The sequence below is a fragment of the Kocuria sp. CPCC 205258 genome (assembly GCF_040981005.1).
In the GTDB taxonomy this organism is placed as follows: Bacteria; Actinomycetota; Actinomycetes; order Actinomycetales; family Micrococcaceae; genus Kocuria; species Kocuria rosea.
Map to the genome: position 1 here is coordinate 410130 of NZ_JAVKPS010000002.1, position 19965 is coordinate 430094.

Below are 19965 nucleotides of genomic sequence, written 5' to 3' on the forward strand. Positions count from 1 at the left end.
CGCTGCGGCACGCGGTGGAGCCGGGGACTACACGTCCTGGCGGGCGCGGTTGACGATCTTGGACCGGACGGTCAGCGCCAGCACGATGAACAGCAGGCCGTAGAGCACCAGCGGGATGGGCCCGGTGACGAAGATCGAGTAGTCGCCGTTGGAGGACAGCAGGGCGTCGCGCATGCTGGTCTCGGCCAGCGGGCCCAGGACCATGCCGATCATCAGCGGGGCCAGGGGCACGCCGTGGCGGCGCATCGTGAAACCGACCAGCGCGATGACCAGCAGCAGCAACAGGTCGAAGACCGCCCCCGAGGTGGCGTAGACGCCGAGCCCGCAGAACACGGTGATCCCTGCATAGAGGTAGGGCTTGGGGATCAGCAGGAGCTTCGCCCAGTACTGGGCGAAGGGCAGGTTGATGATCAGAAGCACGATCATCGCGATGAAGAAGCTGGCCAGCAGCGCCCACACCAGGTCCGGTGCGCGGTCGAACAGCAGCGGACCGGGCTGCAGACCGTACTGCTGGAACGCGGCGAGCATGATCGCCGCGGTCGCCGAGACCGGCAGGCCCAGGGCCAGCAGCGCGCCCATCGCAGTGCCCGTGGTGGCATTGCCGGCGGCCTCGGGTGCGGCCAGACCGCGGATCGCGCCCTTGCCGAACATGGGGTTCGGGCGGCGGCGGTCGATGCGGCGCTCGACGTCGTAGGAGATGAAGGTGGGGATCTCCGCGCCGCCGGCGGGGATGACGCCGAAGGGCAGGCCGATCGCGGTGCCGCGGGCCCAGGCCGGGGCGGCCTCCTTGAGCTCGGCGCGGGAGAGGTACGGGCGTCCCGCGGCGGAGATCTGCATGGCGGCGGGGTCGCGGCGGATCCGGGAGGCCACGAAGAACACCTCGCCCAGAGCCAGGATGGCCACGGTCACGGTCACCAGGGAGATGCCGTCGAACATCTGCGGGACCCCGAAGCTGAAGCGCTCGGTGCCGGAGATGGAGTCGATGCCCACGGTCGCGAAGCCCAGGCCCAGAACCAGGGCGGCCAGGCCCTTGACCGCGGAGTCGGAGACCACCGAGGAGGTGGCGATGAAGGCGAAGATCGCCAGGGCGAAGAACTCGGCCGGGCCGAAGTTCGCGGAGAAGTCCGCCAGTGCCGGGGCGAGGAAGACGACCAGGCACGCGGCGACCATGCCGCCGATGAAGGCGCCGATCGCCGCGGTGGCCAGGGCCTGGGGGGCGCGGCCGTCCTTGGCCATCTTGTGGCCCTCGAAGGTGGAGGCGATCGCTGAGGCCTGTCCGGGGGTGTTCATCAGGATGGCCATGGTGGAGTCGCCGAACATGCCGCCGAAGTAGACGCCGGCGAACATGATGAAGGCCGCGGTGGGGTCCAGCGCGAAGGTCATGGGCAGCAGCAGGGCCACCGCCATGGAGGAGCCCAGGCCCGGGAGCACGCCCACCGCGGTGCCCAGGAGGCAGCCGATGAGCACCCACAGCAGGTTCATCGGGGTCAGTGCCCCGGCGAAGCCGCCGGCGAGCAGTTCGAGTGCTTCCATGTCAGAAACCGCCTCCCAGGATGCCGGACGGGAGGTTCAGGCCCAGACCGGCGGAGAATGCCAAGTAGATCGCGCTGGAGAGGACCAGGGCGAGCGAGATGTCGAACAGGGCCCGGGTGCTGCCGAAGCCGCGGGCCACGGCCCAGAACAGCAGGGCGGCGGCAAGGATCCAGCCGAGGAACTCGATGGTCAGGGCGAAGACCAGGAACCCGGCCACGGACCAGATCACCGCGGACCAGTCCGAGTGCGTCCGGTACGTGCTCTCCGAGAGCTCCTCGGGGTGCTCGGGGGAGCGCAGGTAGTGCAGCACCAGTAGGGCGGCCAGGAGATAGCCCGCCACCATGAGGATGCCGGGGAAGAACTTGGGGCCCGGGAAGTCGGTGCCCTCGGGCACCTCCATGGTGAGGATGCCGATCAGCAGGTACGTGCTGAAGGCTGCCAGGAGCAGCGGCACGACCAGCCCGCTGCGCCCGTGCATCCGTCCTCCGCGAGGCGGCACGTCACGGCCGGCGGGGACGCCGCCGTGGCCGTCGTCCGCGACCTCGGCGGACGGGGTCGTGGGAAACGATGTGCTCACAGGTCCAACTCCTCGATGAGGGCCTCGATCTCGGCCCGGTCTTCCGCGATGAACTTCTCGAACTCCGGCCCGGTCAGGTAGACGTCCTGCCACTGGTTGCGCTCGAGGGCCTCGCGCCACTCCGGGGTCTCCACGGTCTCCGCGATGATCGCCTCCAGCTCGGCGAACTCCTCGTCGGTGATGCCGGGAGGCGCCACCATGCCGCGCCAGTTCGTCAGCTCGACGTCGTAGCCCTGCTCCTTGAAGGTCGGGGCGTCGAAGCCCTCGAGCCGCTCGGGCGCGGCGATCCCGAGGATCTTCAGGCGCCCGGCCTCGACCTGGTCGGCGAACTCGGTGAAGCCCGAGGTGGCCGCCTTGGCGGTGCCGGAGGAGATCGTCTGGATCGCCTCGCCGCCGGAGGTCTTGGGGATGTATGTGAGGTCCGCGGGGTCGATCCCGGCCTGCAGGGCCAGGTCCGCGATGATGAGGTGGTCGATCGACCCTGCGGAGCCGCCCGTGAACGGGAAGGCCTTCGGGTCCTTCTTCCAGTCGGCGATCAGCTCGTCGAGGGTGTCGTACGGGGAATCGGCCGGCACCACGAGCGCGTCGTACTCTTCCGCCATGCGGGCGATCGGCCGGACGTCATCGAGACCCACGGGGGAGTCGTTGAGCGCGACGCCGCCCAGCATGACCGTTCCGGTGGACATGATGGTGCTCGCTTGGCCCTCCATGGTGGTGAGCTGGCCCAGACCGATCGTTCCGCCCGCGCCCGGGATGTTGACCACCTGGGCGTTGTTGACGATGTTGTTGGTGCGCATCGCCTGCTGCTGCTCGCGCACGAACGTGTCCCAGCCGCCGCCGGCACCGGCCGGGGCGATCAGGGTCATGTTCGCGCGCAGGTCCGACCCACCGCTCGCGGCCTGGATCGAGGTGAACGAGGCCAAGCCGATCACGGCGGCGGCGACGACGCCGTAGACCGTCATGGCGATCGGGTGCCGGCGTCGCGTGCCCTGCTGGGCCTGATCTGGTGGTGAACTCACGGGGATCCACTTTCCTGGGTCGGAGGGTGCGGGTGCATGGCTCGGTCCGAGCCTCTCCTGACGACGATAAGTGACCCGGGTCACGCGGCGGCCGTTGATCCATCTTTCGTGCGTACTGATCGTTGTGCTGGTTCTGCGCATTCTGCTCACGCCGGAAGAGACGTCCCTCACACGTTCGGCCGTAGGGTGGACCTCGTTTTGTACGCCCCTTTCCCACCACCCGATTTCCCCACCCCACCGCGGAGGCTCCCATGACCGTCGTCGTTGCCCGAACCAGCACCCCCGAGGGCGAGGCCGCGCTCGCGGCCGCAGTCGAGGAGGCCGGACGCCGCCAGGAGGACCTGCTGGTCTTCAACCTCGAGGGCGCCCAGCTCGACCCCGAGGGGAGCGAGCTGAACGGCGTGCCCGTCACCTTCCGCACCCCCGACACCCGCAACCGGGACGCCGTGGGCGAGCTCCTCGACGCCGCGGAGCAGGTGAACGCCTCCGCCGTGGTGATCGGCGTGAAGCACCGCAGCCCCGTGGGCAAGCTGCTGCTCGGCAGCGCCGCCCAGCAGGTGCTCCTCGAGGCCAACGCCCCGGTGATCGCGGTCAAGCCCCGGCGCTCCTGATCCGTCCCCCGCACGTGCTGAAGGCCCACACCTCAGGTGCGGGCCTTCAGCACGTGCGCTGTCAGGAGTGGTGTGCCTTGACCACCAGGACGGGGCAGTCGACCTCGAGCAGGATCTTCTGCGCCACGCTGCCCATGATGAGCTTGCCCACGCGGGAGCGGCGGCGGATCCCGAGGACGATCAGCTCCGGCCGGCGCTCCTGGGCCACGGCGATGGCCTGGTCTCCGGCGTCGTGGATGGTCGGGGCCGGAGGGACGAACGTGAGGTGCACCCCGGCGGCCTCGAGCTTGGCCCGGTCGATGGGCAGGTCCTCCGGGGCGGGGCCGTGGCCGTCGGCCTCGGTGGAGAGGACGGCCACGTCCCATCCCTTCTCCAGGGCGATCTCTTCGCCCGTTTCCAGGGCACGGCGGCCGAAGTCGCTGTCGTTGGCGACGATGAGCAGGTGCGGTCGGGACATGACGACGCCTTTCACGAGTGGTGGGTGTGGTTCAGCTGACGAAGCGGGTGAGCAGGCCCTGGGGCAGGTCCACCGGCAACAGCGAGGGTAGGGCCAGCAGCACGACCAGGGCCACCGCGGTGTAGATGAAGGTGACCTTGAGTCGGGCCCGGGCGACGACGAGCAGGAAGGCGGGGAGGAAGATCATGGCCGCCAGCAGGTACCCGCCGAGGTAGACCAGGATCAGGAACCCGGCCATCCACACGAAGGTGGTCGCCGCGGTGCGCAGGTGCGGGCGGTAGGACCCCGCGCCCTGCTTGCCGCGGCGGGCGAGGATCTCCTTGACCAGCAGCGCGATCGAGAAGACCAGCCCTGCGACGGAGACCAGTCTGGGGACCAGGCCTGCTTCCGGGGAGAACCCGGTGGCCACGATCAGGCCGGCGGCGAACAGGGCCACGGCGACGATCGCCACCCCCAGGGAGTAGGGGGAGTCGGCCAGCGGGGTCTCGTCGTCCACCTCGATGTCGTGGGTGTCGTCCTTGTCGGTGTTGCGGCGGTGACGAATGGTCTTGAAGAGGTTCCACAGCGCCGGGATGATCAGGATTGCCAGGAAGACCAGGACCCCGGGGCGCAGCATCCACTCGAAGCCCTCGTAGAGGCTGTCGGTGAGGAAGTAGTAGCGCTCCAGCGGGATGGCCAGCACGAAGCCGATCAGGAACGGGGCGCGGGGCACCCCGGTGGTCTTGAGGAACCAGCCGGCCACGCCGAGCAGGACCATGACCCACAGATCGCCCAGCTGCCCGCCGTCCTGGTAGGAGCCCAGGAGCATGAGGACCACGAGCCCGGCAGAGAGCACGGCGAAGGGAACGGCGGTGAGCTTGGCGAGCTTGCGCACGGACAGGAAGCACAGCAGGGCTCCGAGCACGGAGGCGATGGCGAAGGACCACACGATCAGGTACATCAGCTCGAGGTTCTCCTCGATGATGGCCGGACCGGGCTGGATGCCATAGGTCAGGAGCATGCCCAGCAGCAGCGCCGAGGGGACGCCACCGGGGATGCCGAAGAGCAGGGTAGGGATCAGGTCCCCGGCCTCCACGGAGTTGTTCGCGCTCTCGGGCCCGACGATGCCGCGCGGGTCGCCCTTGCCGAACTTGGACTTGTCCTTGGCGGTGGCCACGGCCTGGCCGTAGGCCAGCCAGGTGCCGGCGGTGGCGCCGACCCCGGGCAGGATGCCGGCCCAGATCCCGATCAGGGATCCGCGGATGACCTGGGTCCAGTGGGTGAGCCACTCGCGGATGCCGGAGAACCAGCCTCCGCCCACGGTGATCTGGGTGGTGTCCCCGCGGCGTTGGCTGGCGCGGCTGGCGATCTCGGCCAGCCCGAACACGCCCAGGGCCACGGCCACCAGGGACAGCCCGTCGCCGAGGAAGAGGCTGCCGAAGGTGAAGCGCTCCTCGGCGGTGGTGGGTGAGATGCCGACCATGCCCAGCAGCAGGCCGAGCATGCCGGCGGTCAGGCCCTTGAGGACGTTGCCGCGGGAGAGCACCGCGGCCAGGGACACGCCCAGGACGGCGAGCATGAACAGTTCGGGACTGGCGAAGGAGAGCACCAGCGGCCGGGCCAGCGGGATCGCGATGGTCAGTCCGATGGCCCCGATGATGCCCCCGGCCATGGAGGACAGGAACGCCAGGGTCAGGGCCCGGGCGGCCTGGCCCTTCTTGGCCATGGAATAGCCGTCGAGCATGGTCACCGAGGCCGAGGCCGAACCGGGTGCCCCGAGCAGGACGGCGGAGACGGTGTCGGAGGTGTGGACCACGGCCAGGGCGCCGATGAGCAGCGCCAGGGCAGGCTCGGGGTCCATGCCGAAGGTCACGGGCAGGAGGATGGCCACGGCGCCGGTGCCACCGAGTCCGGGGATCAGGCCCATGATCAGGCCGGCGGTCGCGCCGATCACGAGCATGATCAGCAGGCCCGGGTCGGTCAGGGAGCCCAGGGCTCCGAAAGCTGCATCAAGCATGGGGTGTCCTCAGTGAACGGTGATGTCGTAGGACCCCTGGAGGAGGTCTCGGATGTAGGTGACGGTGTCGTCGGAGACCGTGTAGGCCTCCTGCACCCGGGCCGCGACGTCGTCGCCGGACTCCAGGGGGTAGCCGCCCAGGATCTCCTCGGCCTCCTCCAGGAAGGCGGTGTCGGAAGCCATCTTCTGCGCCGACTCCCGAAGCAGCGCCAGAGCCTCGGGCGGGGTGTCCTTCGGGACCCACAGGCCCTTCTGGTAGGTGTAGGTCAGACCCAGCACGGTCTTGTACGCCTCGAACTCGGGTCCGCTGGGCTTCTCGCCGTGCATCTGCTCGTAGGCCTCCACGACCGTGGGGACGTCCGGGAAGTTGGGGTCGCGCACGACCTCACCGGCCTCGTTGAGCTGACCGAAGGACGCCAGCACGACCGCGTCGCCGTCCTCGACGAGTCCCTCCACGGCCGATTCGTAGCTGGTGGTGGTCTGGTAGTCCAGATCAATCTCCCCGCGCTGCAGGGCGAGGTTGACCGGACCACGGCCTTCGAACCCGAAGGTGGCCGTGACGTCGGCGTCGAGCAGGTCAAAGGCGATCAGCGTGGTGAGGTCCAGGCCGGTGGCGGTGATCCCGCCGAACTCGAGTGGGGTGTCCCGGTCCACGAGGTCCTCCACGTCCCGCACCCCGGCGTCGGTGCGGGCGTAGATGACGCCACCGGTGCCGTTGACCAGCACGGGCTCGAGCTCGTCGAAGGAGTAGTGGACGGCCTCCCGCTCCAGCAGCCAGGGCACCACCGTGGTGGCCGTGCTCACCAGCAGCTCCGTGCCGTCGGGCTCGGCGGACGTGACGAACTGGTTGCTGCCGGTGATGCCCTCGCCGCCGGCCTCGTTGACCGGGGAGAAGCCGGGGTGCCCGGGGATGTGCTCGGTCATCTCCGCGCCGATGAACCGGGCCCAGGTGTCGGTGCCACCGCCCTCGGCCAGGGGGATGAGCAGGGAGACGGTCTCCCCGGCGTAGTCGCCGTCGGTGGTGGTGGCCGGAGGGTTGAGGATGTTGCCGCCCAGCACCGTGGCCACCAGGCCCAGCACCCCGAAACCGGCCACCGCTGCCAGGACCGTCCGCCGCCGGTGAGCGGGCGGGTCGGGCTGGTGGTCACCGGCGTCGACAGCGGGTGAGGTCGTCCGCTGGGTGTGGTCAGTCATGGTGGGCTCCTCGAGGGTCCGCCCCGGCGGCGGCTGCGACGGCCGCGCCGGGAGCCTCGGGCAGATGGATGGTGGCGGTGGCGAGGGTGCGGGCGGTGCGGTCGGCCCCCACGAGCAGCATCCCCTCGTTCTCCTCGCTCCAGGTCTCGATCACCCCGGCCGGGGTGCGCAGCCAGAGCGTGTTCCCTTCGGCCCGTCCGGCGATGTCGTGCAGCACCGTGCCTGGAGTGCGGGTGGCCAGGGTCAGGGCGACGCTGCCGGTGATGGCCAGGGCCGGATGGGGCCGACCCATCGACAGCATCATCACATTGACGTCGCACGTCGGATCGGCGGGGGTCGGGGCCGCGACGATCGCGAGCTTGGGGATCGCGCGCGCGGCGCCGGCCACGGTGGTGGCCAGGCCCATCCGCACGGCCGCCTGGCGGCGCACGTGCTCGAGGACCTCCAGCTGCAGCTCCACCGCGGGGCCCCAGCTCTCGTAGTGGTCCGGGTCCAGGCCCAGCTCCTCGGCCCGGACGATCACCGCCGGCGCCCCGGCGTCGACCAGTGACACCGTCAGGGTCGTGCCGGAGGCGGTGATCGTGTCGGTGGGCGCACCGGTGGGCAGCAGCTGCCCCGTCGTCCTGCCGGCGGGGTCCTGGAACCCCAGCCCCACCCGGTAGCCGGGGAAGGGGACCCCCGGCATGTGGGCGTCCGGAACGGACGGCAGGCGGCGTTCGGGAGTGGGCACCCGCTGGACGATGATCTGGCCGGTGTTGGTGTTGCGGGTGACGATGCGGGTCATCTCCCCCGTGGGGACCACCCAGCCCTTCTCCAGCGCGTACAGGCCCACGACCGCCGAGCAGTTGCCGCAGTTGCTGCCCCAGTCCACCGTGGCCTCCTCGATGCCCACCTGGGCGAAGGTGAACTCCACGTCGGCCTCGTCGTCGTCGGCAGGGCGGAGGATCACGGCCTTGCTGGTGGTCGAGGTCCCCCCGCCCACCCCGTCGATCTGCCGGGGGTCCGGACTGCCGAAGAGCCGCGGCAGCAGCTCGTCGAGACTGTGTCCGTCCGCGTGCAGGTTCCTGTCCTCGAAGACCCAGCACTTGCTGGTGCCTCCGCGCATCCACTGTGCCGTGATGTTGATCGTTCCGGCCATGTCTCCTCAGTTCCGTCGTACGGGGCGGTGGTTCGAGAAGAAGAGTGAGCCACTGATGAGCTGAAGGCCAGGTTCAATTTCTACAACGGGATGTACTGTTGCTTAATGCACTGGAAGCGCGGGGGCGCCGGCGGTTGCTGAGGTCCTGATCACCGAGCCGGATCGCCCCGGCCTTCCGCAGTGGGGCGTCCAGATGAAGAGGATGAACGAATGAAGACCCCTGGTGGAGAACTGCTTAACTCAGGATCGGACAGATCGTTCGACACGAGGCGGCTTGCGCTGCTGCTGGAGGTGGTCGAGCACGGCTCCATCACGGCTGCGGCCGAATCGATGATGTACACGCCGTCGGCCGTGTCCCAGCAGCTGCGGAAGCTCGAGCAGGAGGTGGGACAGCCCCTCCTGAACCGGCGTTCGCGCGGAGTGGTGCCCACCGAGGCCGGGCAGGTGCTGGCCGGGCACGCCCGGAAGATCTTCCGGCAGATGCAGGCGGCCCAGTCGGACCTCGACCAGATCGCGGGGCTCAAGCGCGGCTCCCTGTCCGTGGGAACCTTCCCCACCCTCGCGGGGTCGTTCCTGCCCGCGGTCATCACCGTTTTCAAGAAGCGCTATCCGGCCATCGGGCTGTCCGTGCGCAGCGCGCGCTTCGACGAACTGCTGGCAGACCTGGAGTCCGGCGCCACGGGGCTGTGCCTGCTGTGGGACTACCCGTGGAGCCCGTTCGACGACGACGCCGTCCGGGTGACGGAGGTCTTCCGCGAGAGCACCGTGATCCTGGTGTCCAAGGGCCACGCCCTGGCCGGCCGCGACAGCGTGTCGATGGAGGAACTCCGTGACGAGTCCTGGATCGTGCGCGCCGATGCCCACCCCGTGGTGGAGGTGCTGCAGCGCTCCGCCACCGACGCCGGGTTCGAGCCGACCATCGGCTTCCTGGCCAACGACTACCAGGAGGCGCAGGCCATGGTCAGCGTCGGCATGGGTGTGGCCATGGTGCCCAGGACCGCCGTGGCGCTCCAGCACCCCGACGTGCGGGTGCTCGGGCTGGGCCCCGAGGCGCCGTTGCGCCGGGTGCTCCTCGCGCAGCGGCAGGACAAGGTCTACGCCCCGGCGGAGGTCGCCTTCCACTCGACGCTCCTCGAGGTCGCGCGGGAGCGGGCCGGGGACTACCTCTAGGCCGATCGACCTCGTGCGTGCGGCACGCGGGGGAGTGGCACGGGCGTGATCTCGCCGAGGCGGCCCGCGGCGCCTTGAGCAGAACTCGTCGGGGGTCCACCGGTCGTGCGGGACGAGCCCCGTTCCCCGGCAGGGCGGGGCCGTTGCGGGGAGTGACGGGGGCGGCCGAGCGGAATGCCCCCGTCCCGTCCGGTCGTGAGTGAAGTATCGCTTCAGGATGCTGAAGTTCTCCAACATTGTTTTCAATGGCGGCTTTCGTTCACGCTGGGATCTCCGACAGACGTGATGGGAGACACACCGTGGACATCGAAGCGAGCTGGATGCGCGGAGGGACCAGCAAGTGCTGGGTCTTCGAGGCGAGCGCCCTCGCCCAGGCGGGGAGCACCGCCGACAGCCTGCTGCCCCGCCTGTTCGGCAGTCCCGATGCCCACCAGCGGGACGGTGTGGGCGGAGGCACGTCCACCACCAGCAAAGCGGTGATCCTCGAGCGTTCCGAGCGTGACGGGATCGACGTCGACTTCACCTTCGCCCAGGTGGGGATCGAGGAGGCCACGGTGGACTGGGGCAGCAACTGCGGAAACTGCTCGACCACCGCGGGCCTGTTCGCGGTGGAGCACGGCTGGGTCCCCCTGGGGGAACCGGCCACCCGTGTGACCACGTACAACACGAACACGGGGCAGGTCATCGTCCAGCGCGTCGCCACTCCCGGTGGCCGGCTCCCGGAGGCGCCGACCGGAACGATGCCCGGGGCGGTCTTCCCCGGTCACGACGTCGGGCTGGGGTTCGTCGATCCGGCCGGGCGCACCACCGGCGCGACGCTGCCGACCGGCAGCGCCCAGCACGTGTTCACCCGGGACGGCCGGGCCCACAGGGCCAGCGTGGTGGACGCGGGAGCCCCGCTCGTCGTGCTGTCCGCGGAGAACTTCGGCCTCCGCGCGGCGGACCACGCGCAGTGGGTCCACCGGGTGGAACCGCACCTGGGGGTGCTCGACGAACTCCGGCGGGCCGCAGCCGTGGCCATCGGCATGGCAGACGCCCCCGCCGCCGCGGCCCGGGCGGTGCCCAAGATCTGCGTGGTCGGCCCCTCGCCGACCGAGGATGCAGACCTCCAGGTCCTGGCGCTGTCCATGGGCCGGCCGCACCCGGCGATGCCCATCACCAGCAGCGTCGCCCTCACCGTGGCCTCGTGGACCGCGGGCACCCTCGTAGAAGAGCTCGTGCGCGGACGCGCCGAGGACGGCCTGCGGCTGCGGACGCCGGCGGGAGTGCTGCGCACCTTCACGGACCGCACGGGTGCGGACGTGCTCGTGGGCGTCGGGCGCACCGCCCGCACGCTGGCCACCACGGTGCTCCACCTCTCCGAGGCCGGCCGATGAGGGCCCTCTCGCCCGCCCGCCCGCAGTGCCCCTCGACGACCGACAAGAAGGAGTTGCCATGACCCCGCGCCTCTCGCGCCGCACCCTGCTGCTGGCCGGCGGCGCCGCCGCCCTCGGCGGCCTGGCAGGATGCGCACCTGCACAGTCCTCGTACCAGCCGTCCGGCCAACGCATCGTCGACGTCGTCGTCCCCTACAGCGCGGGCGGGGGCACGGACACGTGGGCCCGCTTCATCACCCCGTACTTCGCCGAGCGGCAGGAGGGCGTCGACCGCTACCAGGTCGAGAACACGCCGGGCGGGGAGTCGATCACCGGGACCAACGCCTACACCGCGGCGGGCGTCACCGGCGGTCAGCAGCTCCTGGTCTCCTCGGCCACCACGTACTTCCAGAACATGCTCGGCCACCACACCGCGAACTTCGACTTCTCCGCCATGGAGCCACTGGTGCTCAACGGCACCGGGGCAGTGCTCTACGCCGGTGGCGCGAGCGGCATCCGGTCCGCCGCCGACCTGATGGACCGGCGGGAGCGCCCCAAGCTGGGTGGCATCTCCGCCTCCGGGCTGGACCTGGTGCCGCTGCTCGCCCTCGAGGCGCTCGGGGTGAAGGTCGACGGCATCTTCGGCTTCGAGGGCCGTGGCCCCAGCCGCCTGGCGGTCCAGCGCAACGAGACCGACCTGGACTTCCAGACGACGTCGTCCTACCTGTCCCAGATCCAGCCGCTGGTCGACCAGGGCAAGGCCCACCCCATCCTCTCGGTCGGCGTCCTGGAGAACGGCAGGATCGTCCGCGACCCCAACGTTCCCGACATCCCCACGGTCGACGAACTGCTGCGGGAGTTCCGCGGCGCGGACGCGGCGCCCATCGCCTTCGAGGCCTACCGGTCGTTCGTGACACCCGGGTTCTTCTTCCAGAAGGGCCTGTGGTCCAACGCGGGCACCGACCAGGGGGTCGTCGACACCTACCACCGGCTGACCCGGGCCCTCAACGACGACACCGAGTTCCGCGCCGAGAGCAAGTCGGCGCTCGGCGGGTACGACCTCGTGTCCGGGCGCTCCGCCCGCGCGGACTTCCGTGCCGCCATCGACCTCGATCCGGAGGTCCTGTCCTTCACCAAGGACTTCCTGACCGACGAGCACGGCGCCGTGCTCGACTGACCCGGAGGAACCATCATGCTCGACGCAGCAACTTCAGCCCTGGCGCAGTTCGCCGACCCCACCATGCTCATCTACCTGGCGGTCGGTGTGGTGGTCGGTCTCATCATCGGAGTCATCCCCGGCCTGGGCGGCACCGGGGCGGTGGCGGTGCTCCTGCCGTTCGTCTTCGTGCTCGAACCCGAACAGGCCATCGCCATGATCATCGGAGCCGTGGCCGTGGTCCACACCTCGGACGTCATCACCTCCGTGGTGCTGGGCATCCCCGGATCGGCGTCCGCCTCCGTCTTCCTCCTGGACGGGCACTCCATGGCGCAGAAGGGGCAGGGCGGTCGGGCGCTGTCCGCGAGCTTCCTGTCCTCCATGGTCGGCGGTCTCATCGGCATCGTCGCCCTGACCCTGGTCGTCCCCGTGGCACAACCCCTCGTCAGCGCCTTCGGATCGCCGGAAGTCTTCGCACTGATCGTGATGGGCATCTTCCTGACGGCCACGCTCTCGAAGGGGAACGTGGTGAAGGGGCTCATGATCTCGGCCTTCGGTCTGGCCCTGGGCCTCGTCGGCGTGTCCCCGGTGTCGGCGGAGTACCGCTACACGCTGGGCAGCGAGTACCTGACCGAGGGCATCGGCCTGGTCGCCGCCGCGCTGGGCATCTTCGGCGTCGCGGAGATCATCGATCTCGTGGCGCAGAAGAAGGCCGTGGCGAGCGGCAAGCTCGATCTCGGCGGCGGCTGGGGGCACGGCGCCCGGGACGTCCTGCGGCACAAGGGCGACGTCCTGCGGGGCTCCGCCGTCGGCGTGGGGGTCGGGATCCTCCCCGGCGTGGGCGCCACGGCAGGATCGTGGCTGGCCTACGGCCAAGCGCAGGCCTTCGCCGCCCGACGCGGCACGTCCTCGTTCGGGAAGGGCGACCCGCGCGGCGTCATCGCTCCCTCGGCGGCCAGCAACGGCATCGAGTCGGGAGCCCTCATCCCCACCCTGCTCTTCGGTGTGCCGGGCGCCGCTCCGTTCGCCCTCCTCCTGGGGGTCCTGTTGATCTTCGGGGTCCAGCCCGGTCCGAACCTGATCCAGAACGACCTGGACCTCGTCTACTTCATCGTCTGGTCCTTCGCGATCGCCAGCGTGGTCGGGGCCGGTCTGGCCTTCTTCATGGCACGTCCGCTGGCGCGGCTGAGCTTCGTCAGCTTCCCGGTCCTCGCCGCCGCGCTCATCCCCATCCTGTTCATGAGCGGGTTCCAGGAGCCCCTCAACCTCAACGTCTTCTACGTGATGCTGCTGCTCGGCGTCGTCGGCTGGATCTGCAAGGTCACCGACATCCCCCGTGCCCCCTTCCTGATCGCCTACGTCCTGGCCATCCCCCTGGAGCGCTACTTCTTCCTGACGGTGAGCGTCTTCACCCCGGCCGAGTGGTTGACCAGGCCTTTCGTCGCGATCGTGGCCCTCGTCCTCGCGGCCGTCACGCTGGCCTCGGTCGTCGTGGCGTGGCGTCGCCGGAGGAGGGCGGACGGAGAGTCGCAGCCCGAGGCGTCCGAGGTGTCCGGGCCGGCGGCGCCGCCGTTCGTGGACCTGGCCGTCAGCATCGGAGCGCTGCTGTTCTTCCTCGCGGCGATGCTGCTGGCCACCGGTTTCTCGGCCAGCGGCAAGGTCTTTCCTCTGGCCGTGGGCGGCATCGGCCTGCTCCTGGCGGGCATCAGCCTGGTGAAGGACCTGGTGCGGATCCGGGCGGAGGGCGGGCTCGGTCGCTTCGACGATGCCTGGAAGTCCCGGCTGCGGGTGGTGCTGACCTCGGTGGCCTGGCTCCTGGGGTTCATCTGGGCGGTGTTCGGCCTCGGCATGATCGCCGGATCGGCCCTCTTCGCCGTGGTGTTCCTGCTCGTCGTGGCTCGCATGAAGGCACTGCCGGCGCTGATCTACACAGCCTGCATCGCCGGGGCGCTCTTCGCGCTCGTGGAGCTGGCGGAGCTGGTGCCGCCGGCTGGCTATCTGCTCTGAGGAAGGCCGGGGCGGTGCGCGGCGATAGCATGAGGCCTGCTGCCTCCGACGGAGGCGGGCCCACCCCCACGACGTGAAAGGGCCACCATGACCGTCCCCACCCCCGCTCTCCCGGGCTGCGCCCCCGGATGCCGTGCGCCACGACGGGGGTCGGCCGCCGACGACGCGCGGGCATGAGGCGGAGGGTGCCCCCAGCACGCTCCGGGGCGTGGCTGTGGTTCCTCGTGGCCGGGGCCCTGCTCACGCAGACCGCCCTGAACCTGGTGCGCCCGGTCACCACCTACAAGCTGCTGTCCCTGGACGCCGACTCCGTGACGGTCGGCCTGGTCACCGCCGCCTACGCCGTGGTCCCGCTCGTCACGGCCATGTGGCTGGGCCGGATGACCGACCGGGTGCGGGACCTGCGGACCATGGTGGTCGTCGGCGCCCTGGTCCTGGCCCTCGGCGCGGGTGCGCTGGCCCTGGCGCCCAGCGTGGCGCTCGTCGCCGTGGCGAGCGCCCTGCTGGGCATGGGGCACCTGGTGTTCACCATCGCCGGGCAGTCGGCGGTCGCCCGCTTCTCCCCGCCGGACCAGCTGGACAAGGGCTTCGGCTGGTTCACCGCCGCCTTCTCCGCCGGGCAGCTGGTGGGTCCGCTGCTGGTCGGGGTGCTCCTGGGCACGGGCAGCGACGTCGCCTCGCCCGAGCGGATCGCCGACATCACCCTGTCCCTGTGGATCGGGGCCGGGCTCTCGGTCCTCGTGGTGCCCGTCATGCTCCTGCGCCGGCCGGCGTCCGGGGCCGCCGGGGCCCCCGTCCGGAACGACGACGACGCTGCCGCGGCGCAGGCGGCTCCCGCCACCGGTGAGCTCGAGGTGGTCCCGGGAGCGGCGCCGCGGGCGTCGATGCTGCGGATCCTCAGGGTCCCCGGCATCCCGTCCCACATGCTGGCGTCCCTGGCCCTGCTCGCGATGCTCGACATCCTCACGGCCTTCCTGCCGCTGGTGGGGGAGCGGGCCGGGGTCTCCCCGGCGTGGATCGGCGTCCTGCTGGCCGTGCGCGGCGGCGCCTCGATCGTCTCGCGCGTCCTGCTGCCGTGGCTCGCGCACCGGATGTCCCGCCGAGCGCTGCTGCTGGTCAGCCTCTACGGCGCCGGCATCACCCTGGCCGTCCCGCCGGCCGTCATCACGGTGCCGTGGCTCGCCGCGGCGCTCCTGTTCGTGGGCGGCTTCTGCCTGGGCCTGGGCCAGCCGATCACCATGACCCTGGTCTCCACCGCCGTGCCCTCCTCGTGGCGGGGCTCGGCGCTCGCCGTGCGGCTGGTCGGCAACCGGGCGGGGCAGGTCGCCATGCCCCTGCTGGCAGGCCTGGTGGCCGCGCCGCTCGGTCCGGCCGGGGCGATCTGGTCCACGTGCGCGGTGCTGCTGGTCAGCGGGCTGGAGAAGACCGTGCGGCGGTAGCCGGGGCCGGGGGACCACTTCGACAGCCCCGGCACAGGGACGCCACAACGGCGGCACAATCCCGGCTGGTCAGCTGGAGGACGAGAAGGACCGAGAGGTCCGGGCCGGCGGGCGGGAGCTCGTCGGCACGTCCGACAGAAGGAACCCGCCGCCATGGTCAACGTCCACCACCCTGCACCCGGTGCACGGTCAGCAGCGGAGGACCCGGTCCTGCCGCTGATCCGCAGGCGCCGGCTCGTGGGGGTCGACGCCGCCCGGGGCCTCGCCCTGCTCGGGATGATGTCGATCCACATCCTGCCCGCCTGGAACCCCGAGACCTACGGCCCCACGCTGCAGTGGGAGCTGTTCGCGGGCCGCGCCGCGGCCCTCTTCGCGCTGCTGGCCGGGGTGGGCCTGGCCTTCTCCTCCGGCGGGCGCACCCCGCACCGGGGCCGGACGATGACCGCCGACCGCGTGGGGCTGCTCGTCCGGGCCGTGCTGATCACCGGGCTGGGTCTGCTGATCAACCAGGTCATGCCGGCGGACCCGCCCGCCTACGACATCCTCGTCTACTACGGCATGTTCTTCCTGCTGGCGATCCCCTTCCTGCACCTGCCGGCGCGGACGCTGTTCGGTCTCGCCGCCGCGGCCGCCGTGGTGGGACCGGTGCTGATGCAGGCGCTCCGGGGAGCGCTGCCCGCGCTCGAGGTGTACAACCCGACCTTCGCCGACGTGCTCGCCGAGCCGGGGACCGTCCTGGCCCAGGTACTGTTCACCGGCACCTATCCCGCGGTCCCGTACCTGGCCTACCTGCTCGCCGGGATGGCCATCGGCCGGTTGAACCTGCGGGCGGTGCGCGTCCAGGGCCGGCTGCTGGTGGCGGGGCTCGCGCTGGCCGTGGGGGCGTGGCTGGTGTACTGGGTGCTGATCCTCCAGGCCGGGGGCTATGACCAGCTCATGAGCTCCACCCCGTGGCTGAGCGAGGACCTGATCGACGAGATCATCGTCTGGGGGGCGGACCCGGTCCTGCCCGACACCTCCTGGTGGTGGCTGCTGATCCCGGGTCCGCACACCAACACCCCGGTGGCGATCCTCCAGGACCTCGGCTCCGGCGCCGCCGTGCTGGGTCTCCTCCTCCTCGTGGCCCGGCGGGCCGGTGCCTGGCTGCTGCCGCTGAGCGCCATGGGGTCGATGACCCTGACGCTCTACTCGGCGCACCTGCTGGCCCTGGCCGCCATGCTCCACTACGAGGTGCCGCTCCTGTGGTTCCTCATCCACGTGGCGGTCGCGGCGCTGTTCGCGGCGGCCTGGCAGCGCGCCTTCGGCCGGGGCCCGCTGGAGCGGCTCCTGGCCCGGGCCGCCGGCGCCGCCCGCGGTCTGGCCCTGGGCGCCGGTCCGCGCGCGGCGGCGGGCCGGTGACGTCGTCGTCCCGACGCGGAGACGGGCCGCGGGCTCAGGTGGTGGCCAGCTCCGCGGGGCGGGCGGGGACGTGCTGGAGCCGGGCGACGCGCTGCACGGACCAGCACAGCAGGACGACGAGCAGCACGTTTCGGGTGGTCAGCACGGCCGCCATCGCCGGGTGCGCGTGGATGAGCGGGGTGTAGAACAGCGGATAGATCACGAACGTGGTGACCGCGATGCCCATCAGCAGCGCCGCCGGCGTCCGCCACCGCTGCCAGTCGTGCACCAGCCCGGCCACGACGACCGGGGCGAGCCAGATCATGAACTGCGGGGACCCCACCTTGTTGAACACGATGAAGACCGCGGTCATCATCAGCGCCCCCTCGTAGAAGAGCTCCTCCCGCTCGGCCCCGCGCCGCAGCGCACGGACCAGCAGGACGGCTCCTGCGAGGACGGCGAGCACGAGCAGCGGCTGCATCAGGAACGCGACGATCTCGGTGCCCGGCCCGTAGACCTCGGTGGAGTTGATGGCCACGTTGTCGGCCATCCGCGATCCGGCCACGTCGAAGACGCTCGCCCACACCCACGGGGTGGAGAACGTGGCCTCCAGCTGCATGCCGCGCTCCCCCTGGTTCACCAGGAAGTCCGCGATGTGCGGCAGGCCGCCCGTCAGGTACGTGCCCAGCACCACCACGGCGGTGACCCCCACCCCGGCGGCCACCACCTGGACGCGCTGCCGGCAGGCGATGAACAGCGCGAGCAGGACGGCGGCCGGCCACACCTTGATCCAGGTGGCGACGCTCAGCAGCACGGAGCCGAGCACGGGCCGCTCGGACGCGTACAGCAGTCCGATCAGCACGATCGGGGCCGCGATGCCCTCCACCCGGGCGAAGCTCAGGTAGCCCAGGAACACGGTGAAGAACAGCCACCACCAGGCCGGGGCGATGCCCTGCCGGGCCCGCCGGCCCCGCGTGAGGCAGACCAGGGCGACGGCGTTGAGCACGGTGACGATCAGCGTCCAGACCAGCAGGTAGGGGCCGGGGCCGGCGATCCCCGCCAGGAGGATCGGGATCTGCGCCAGCACCGGGTACACCCACGGGCTGATCCCGTCCCCGGCATCGGTCGGGTCGTACCCGGCCATGGCCCACTGGCGGTACTGCTCGGTGTCGCTGAAGGCCTCGCCGTGGATGACGAAGGACATCATCCAGCCCAGGAAGTACAGGTGGACGACGGCGAAGCCCCACCATACGCCGGCCGGGCGGGCGAACCAGGCCACGGCGCGGGCGGGCAGGACGGCGTCGCGGACGCGGGTCAGCCGGTCGAAGAGGGCGGCGGAGATCTCAGGCCTCCTTCGCGGCAGGCGCGGCGGAGGCGGGCGCCGTGACGGGCGCGGCGGGTGCGGTGGCGGGCGCGGCGGGGGCGGGTGCGGTGGCGGGGCGCCGGGTGCCCAGCTGGTACAGGCGGCGCGCCGACCACCACAGGAGCACCACCAGCAGGGCGTTGCGCAGGGTCAGCACGAGAGCCATGGCCGGGTCGTTGTGGCTCAGCTCCCAGTAGAACATCGGGTAGACGAGGAACGTGGCTACGGCGATGGCGATGAGCATGGCCGCCGGCACCCGCCACGCCCTCCAGTGGTGGGTCAGCCCCACGGCCACGGCCGGCGCCAGCCACACCATGAACTGCGGGGAGCCGACCTTGTTGAACACGATGAAGGCGGTGACCATGGTCAGTGACCCGGCCAGCAGCAGCTCGGTCCGGTCGGTGTCGACGGACCGCTCGCCGTTGCGCAGGCCCCGGGCGATCAGGAGGGCCACCGCGGCGGCGGCCACCAGCAGCAGCGGCTGCATCAGCACGGCCATCGTCGCCGTGCCGGGGCCGTCGACCTGCATGGAGTTGATCTCCGTGTTCATGTACATCCGGGACCCGCCCACTCCCAGCACGGACGACCACAGCCACGGGGTGGTGAACGTGGCCTCCAGCTGCATGCCCCGGTCCCCCTGCTGGGTGAGGAAGTCGAGCAGCCTCGGCAGCGCGCCCATGGCGGCGGCGACCCCGGCCGCGGCCGCGCTGACCAGCAGGCCCGCGACGACGACCGCCACCCGCCGGCGCACCACGGTGACGAGGGCGAGCACGACCGCCGCCGGCCAGACCTTCATCCAGGTGGCGACACTGAGCAGGACCGAGGCGGCCACCGGGTGCGCCACGCCGTAGACCAGGGCGACGAGCACCAGGGGGGCCGTGAGCCCGTCGACGCGGGCGAAGCCCAGCCAGCCCATGAGGAAGACGAAGCCCAGCCACCACCACGCGGCGGGGACGGCGTGCCGGGCGCGTCCCCAGTCCGTCAGCTTCCCCACGGCCCAGCCGTTGAGCACGGTGATCATCAGGACCCACAGGAAGAAGAACGGTCCCGGGCCGGCCGCGCCGGCCAGCGCGACGGGCACCAGCGCCAGCACCGGATAGACCCAGGGGGTGGGCTCACCGTTGAGGTTCTGCTCGTCGAAGCCGGCCTCGGCCCACGCGCGGTAGATGTAGGTGTCGCTGAAGGCGGCGCCGGACAGGGACAGGGACAGGGCGAAGCCCAGGAACACGAGGTGCACCAGGACGAAGCCGGCGAGCAGTCCGCGCGGGGATCTCGACCAGGCGTGCCACCGCGGGGTCGCGAGGCGGTTCCGGAACCGGGTGAGCATGCTGAAGGTCGTGTCCGTGGACATGGGTCAATCCTCGTCAAGGGGGTGGGGTCGCAGGACCACAGGGCCGCTGCCCCACCATGCTACGTGGCCGGGCGCGGACCGCCCGGAACCGGGCGTCATGATCCGTGCGCAGCGACCCCGGGCCGGAGGGCGCGGCGGCATCCCGGGACGCCGGGACCACGAGGTGGCATCATGGCTGGAACACGCTCCTGGAGAGCGCTCAGCACACCTGTCCGCCCGGCA

At 71.1% G+C, this 19965-nt stretch carries 16 protein-coding genes; 7 read left to right on the forward strand and 9 right to left on the reverse strand.

The genetic code is table 11. The annotated features are described in order from the left end of the window. Window positions 1–27: 27 nt before the first annotated feature. From RF644_RS05235 to RF644_RS05245, 3 genes are read right to left on the reverse strand one after another with little or no spacing between them, the layout of a single operon-like run. A complete protein-coding gene (locus RF644_RS05235) occupies window positions 28–1533 on the reverse strand; it encodes a tripartite tricarboxylate transporter permease (RefSeq protein ID WP_368795682.1) in 1506 nt (501 codons plus the stop codon). Window position 1534: 1 nt separating this feature from the next. After that, a complete protein-coding gene (locus RF644_RS05240; RefSeq protein ID WP_368795683.1) occupies window positions 1535–2110 on the reverse strand; it encodes a tripartite tricarboxylate transporter TctB family protein in 576 nt (191 codons plus the stop codon). Further along, window positions 2107–3129, reverse strand: a complete 1023-nt coding sequence (locus RF644_RS05245) for a tripartite tricarboxylate transporter substrate binding protein (RefSeq protein WP_368795684.1) — start codon at window positions 3127–3129, stop codon at window positions 2107–2109. Before RF644_RS05245 ends, RF644_RS05240 begins: the two co-directional genes overlap by 4 nt. A 251-nt stretch (window positions 3130–3380) precedes the next feature. Between RF644_RS05245 and RF644_RS05250 the strand changes: the two genes are divergently transcribed. After that, window positions 3381–3740, forward strand: a complete 360-nt coding sequence (locus RF644_RS05250) for a universal stress protein (protein ID WP_017831800.1) — start codon at window positions 3381–3383, stop codon at window positions 3738–3740. 61 nt (window positions 3741–3801) lie between these two features. Here the strand turns inward: RF644_RS05250 and RF644_RS05255 are convergent, their stop codons facing one another. From RF644_RS05255 to RF644_RS05270, 4 genes are read right to left on the reverse strand one after another with little or no spacing between them, the layout of a single operon-like run. Beyond that, complete coding sequence (locus RF644_RS05255; RefSeq protein ID WP_368795685.1) at window positions 3802–4197, reverse strand: universal stress protein; 396 nt, start codon at window positions 4195–4197, stop codon at window positions 3802–3804. A 31-nt stretch (window positions 4198–4228) separates the two neighbouring features. Continuing rightward, window positions 4229–6193, reverse strand: a complete 1965-nt coding sequence (locus RF644_RS05260) for a tripartite tricarboxylate transporter permease (protein WP_368795686.1) — start codon at window positions 6191–6193, stop codon at window positions 4229–4231. A 9-nt stretch (window positions 6194–6202) separates the two neighbouring features. Beyond that, window positions 6203–7387, reverse strand: coding sequence for a Bug family tripartite tricarboxylate transporter substrate binding protein (locus tag RF644_RS05265; RefSeq protein WP_368795687.1), 1185 nt, complete (start codon window positions 7385–7387; stop codon window positions 6203–6205). Beyond that, window positions 7380–8513 carry a PrpF domain-containing protein gene (locus RF644_RS05270; protein ID WP_368795807.1) on the reverse strand — a complete coding sequence of 378 codons (1134 nt, stop codon included), beginning with the start codon at window positions 8511–8513 and terminating at the stop codon, window positions 7380–7382. Before RF644_RS05270 ends, RF644_RS05265 begins: the two co-directional genes overlap by 8 nt. Window positions 8514–8735: 222 nt before the next feature. Between RF644_RS05270 and RF644_RS05275 the strand changes: the two genes are divergently transcribed. From RF644_RS05275 to RF644_RS05300, 6 genes are all read left to right on the forward strand, one after another. After that, entirely contained in the window at window positions 8736–9695 is a 960-nt protein-coding gene (locus RF644_RS05275) for a LysR substrate-binding domain-containing protein (protein ID WP_368795688.1), read from the forward strand. Between the two features lie 299 nt (window positions 9696–9994). Next, window positions 9995–11071 carry a PrpF domain-containing protein gene (locus RF644_RS05280; RefSeq protein ID WP_368795689.1) on the forward strand — a complete coding sequence of 359 codons (1077 nt, stop codon included), beginning with the start codon at window positions 9995–9997 and terminating at the stop codon, window positions 11069–11071. Window positions 11072–11129: 58 nt separating this feature from the next. After that, on the forward strand, window positions 11130–12227 hold the full coding sequence (locus tag RF644_RS05285) for a hypothetical protein (protein ID WP_368795690.1): 1098 nt from the start codon (window positions 11130–11132) through the stop codon (window positions 12225–12227). A 15-nt stretch (window positions 12228–12242) separates the two neighbouring features. Continuing rightward, window positions 12243–14213: a tripartite tricarboxylate transporter permease gene (locus tag RF644_RS05290; protein ID WP_368795691.1), complete on the forward strand. Its 1971-nt coding sequence runs from the start codon at window positions 12243–12245 to the stop codon at window positions 14211–14213. Between the two features lie 185 nt (window positions 14214–14398). Then, complete coding sequence (locus RF644_RS05295) at window positions 14399–15652, forward strand: MFS transporter (protein ID WP_368795692.1); 1254 nt, start codon at window positions 14399–14401, stop codon at window positions 15650–15652. A gap of 153 nt (window positions 15653–15805) precedes the next feature. Next, entirely contained in the window at window positions 15806–17050 is a 1245-nt protein-coding gene (locus RF644_RS05300) for a heparan-alpha-glucosaminide N-acetyltransferase domain-containing protein (protein ID WP_368795693.1), read from the forward strand. A gap of 34 nt (window positions 17051–17084) precedes the next feature. Here the strand turns inward: RF644_RS05300 and RF644_RS05305 are convergent, their stop codons facing one another. Continuing rightward, the gene (locus tag RF644_RS05305; protein WP_368795694.1) at window positions 17085–18308 is read right to left on the reverse strand and encodes a glycosyltransferase 87 family protein; all 1224 of its coding nucleotides are present in this window, start codon (window positions 18306–18308) and stop codon (window positions 17085–17087) included. 64 nt (window positions 18309–18372) lie between these two features. After that, window positions 18373–19743 carry a glycosyltransferase 87 family protein gene (locus tag RF644_RS05310; RefSeq protein WP_368795695.1) on the reverse strand — a complete coding sequence of 457 codons (1371 nt, stop codon included), beginning with the start codon at window positions 19741–19743 and terminating at the stop codon, window positions 18373–18375. Between the last annotated feature and the right edge of the window lie 222 nt (window positions 19744–19965).

Excerpts from the sequence above, each read along its gene's own strand:
- RF644_RS05250 (WP_017831800.1), top strand. The coding sequence starts at position 3,381 with ATGACCGTCGTCGTTGCCCGAACCAGCACCCCCGAGGGCGAGGCCGCG.
- RF644_RS05235 (WP_368795682.1), bottom strand. The coding sequence starts at position 1,533 with ATGGAAGCACTCGAACTGCTCGCCGGCGGCTTCGCCGGGGCACTGACC.
- RF644_RS05275 (WP_368795688.1), top strand. The coding sequence starts at position 8,736 with ATGAAGACCCCTGGTGGAGAACTGCTTAACTCAGGATCGGACAGATCG.
- RF644_RS05300 (WP_368795693.1), top strand. The coding sequence starts at position 15,806 with ATGGTCAACGTCCACCACCCTGCACCCGGTGCACGGTCAGCAGCGGAG.
- RF644_RS05285 (WP_368795690.1), top strand. The coding sequence starts at position 11,130 with ATGACCCCGCGCCTCTCGCGCCGCACCCTGCTGCTGGCCGGCGGCGCC.
- RF644_RS05260 (WP_368795686.1), bottom strand. The coding sequence starts at position 6,193 with ATGCTTGATGCAGCTTTCGGAGCCCTGGGCTCCCTGACCGACCCGGGC.
- RF644_RS05290 (WP_368795691.1), top strand. The coding sequence starts at position 12,243 with ATGCTCGACGCAGCAACTTCAGCCCTGGCGCAGTTCGCCGACCCCACC.
- RF644_RS05265 (WP_368795687.1), bottom strand. The coding sequence starts at position 7,387 with ATGACTGACCACACCCAGCGGACGACCTCACCCGCTGTCGACGCCGGT.
- RF644_RS05255 (WP_368795685.1), bottom strand. The coding sequence starts at position 4,197 with ATGTCCCGACCGCACCTGCTCATCGTCGCCAACGACAGCGACTTCGGC.
- RF644_RS05310 (WP_368795695.1), bottom strand. The coding sequence starts at position 19,743 with ATGTCCACGGACACGACCTTCAGCATGCTCACCCGGTTCCGGAACCGC.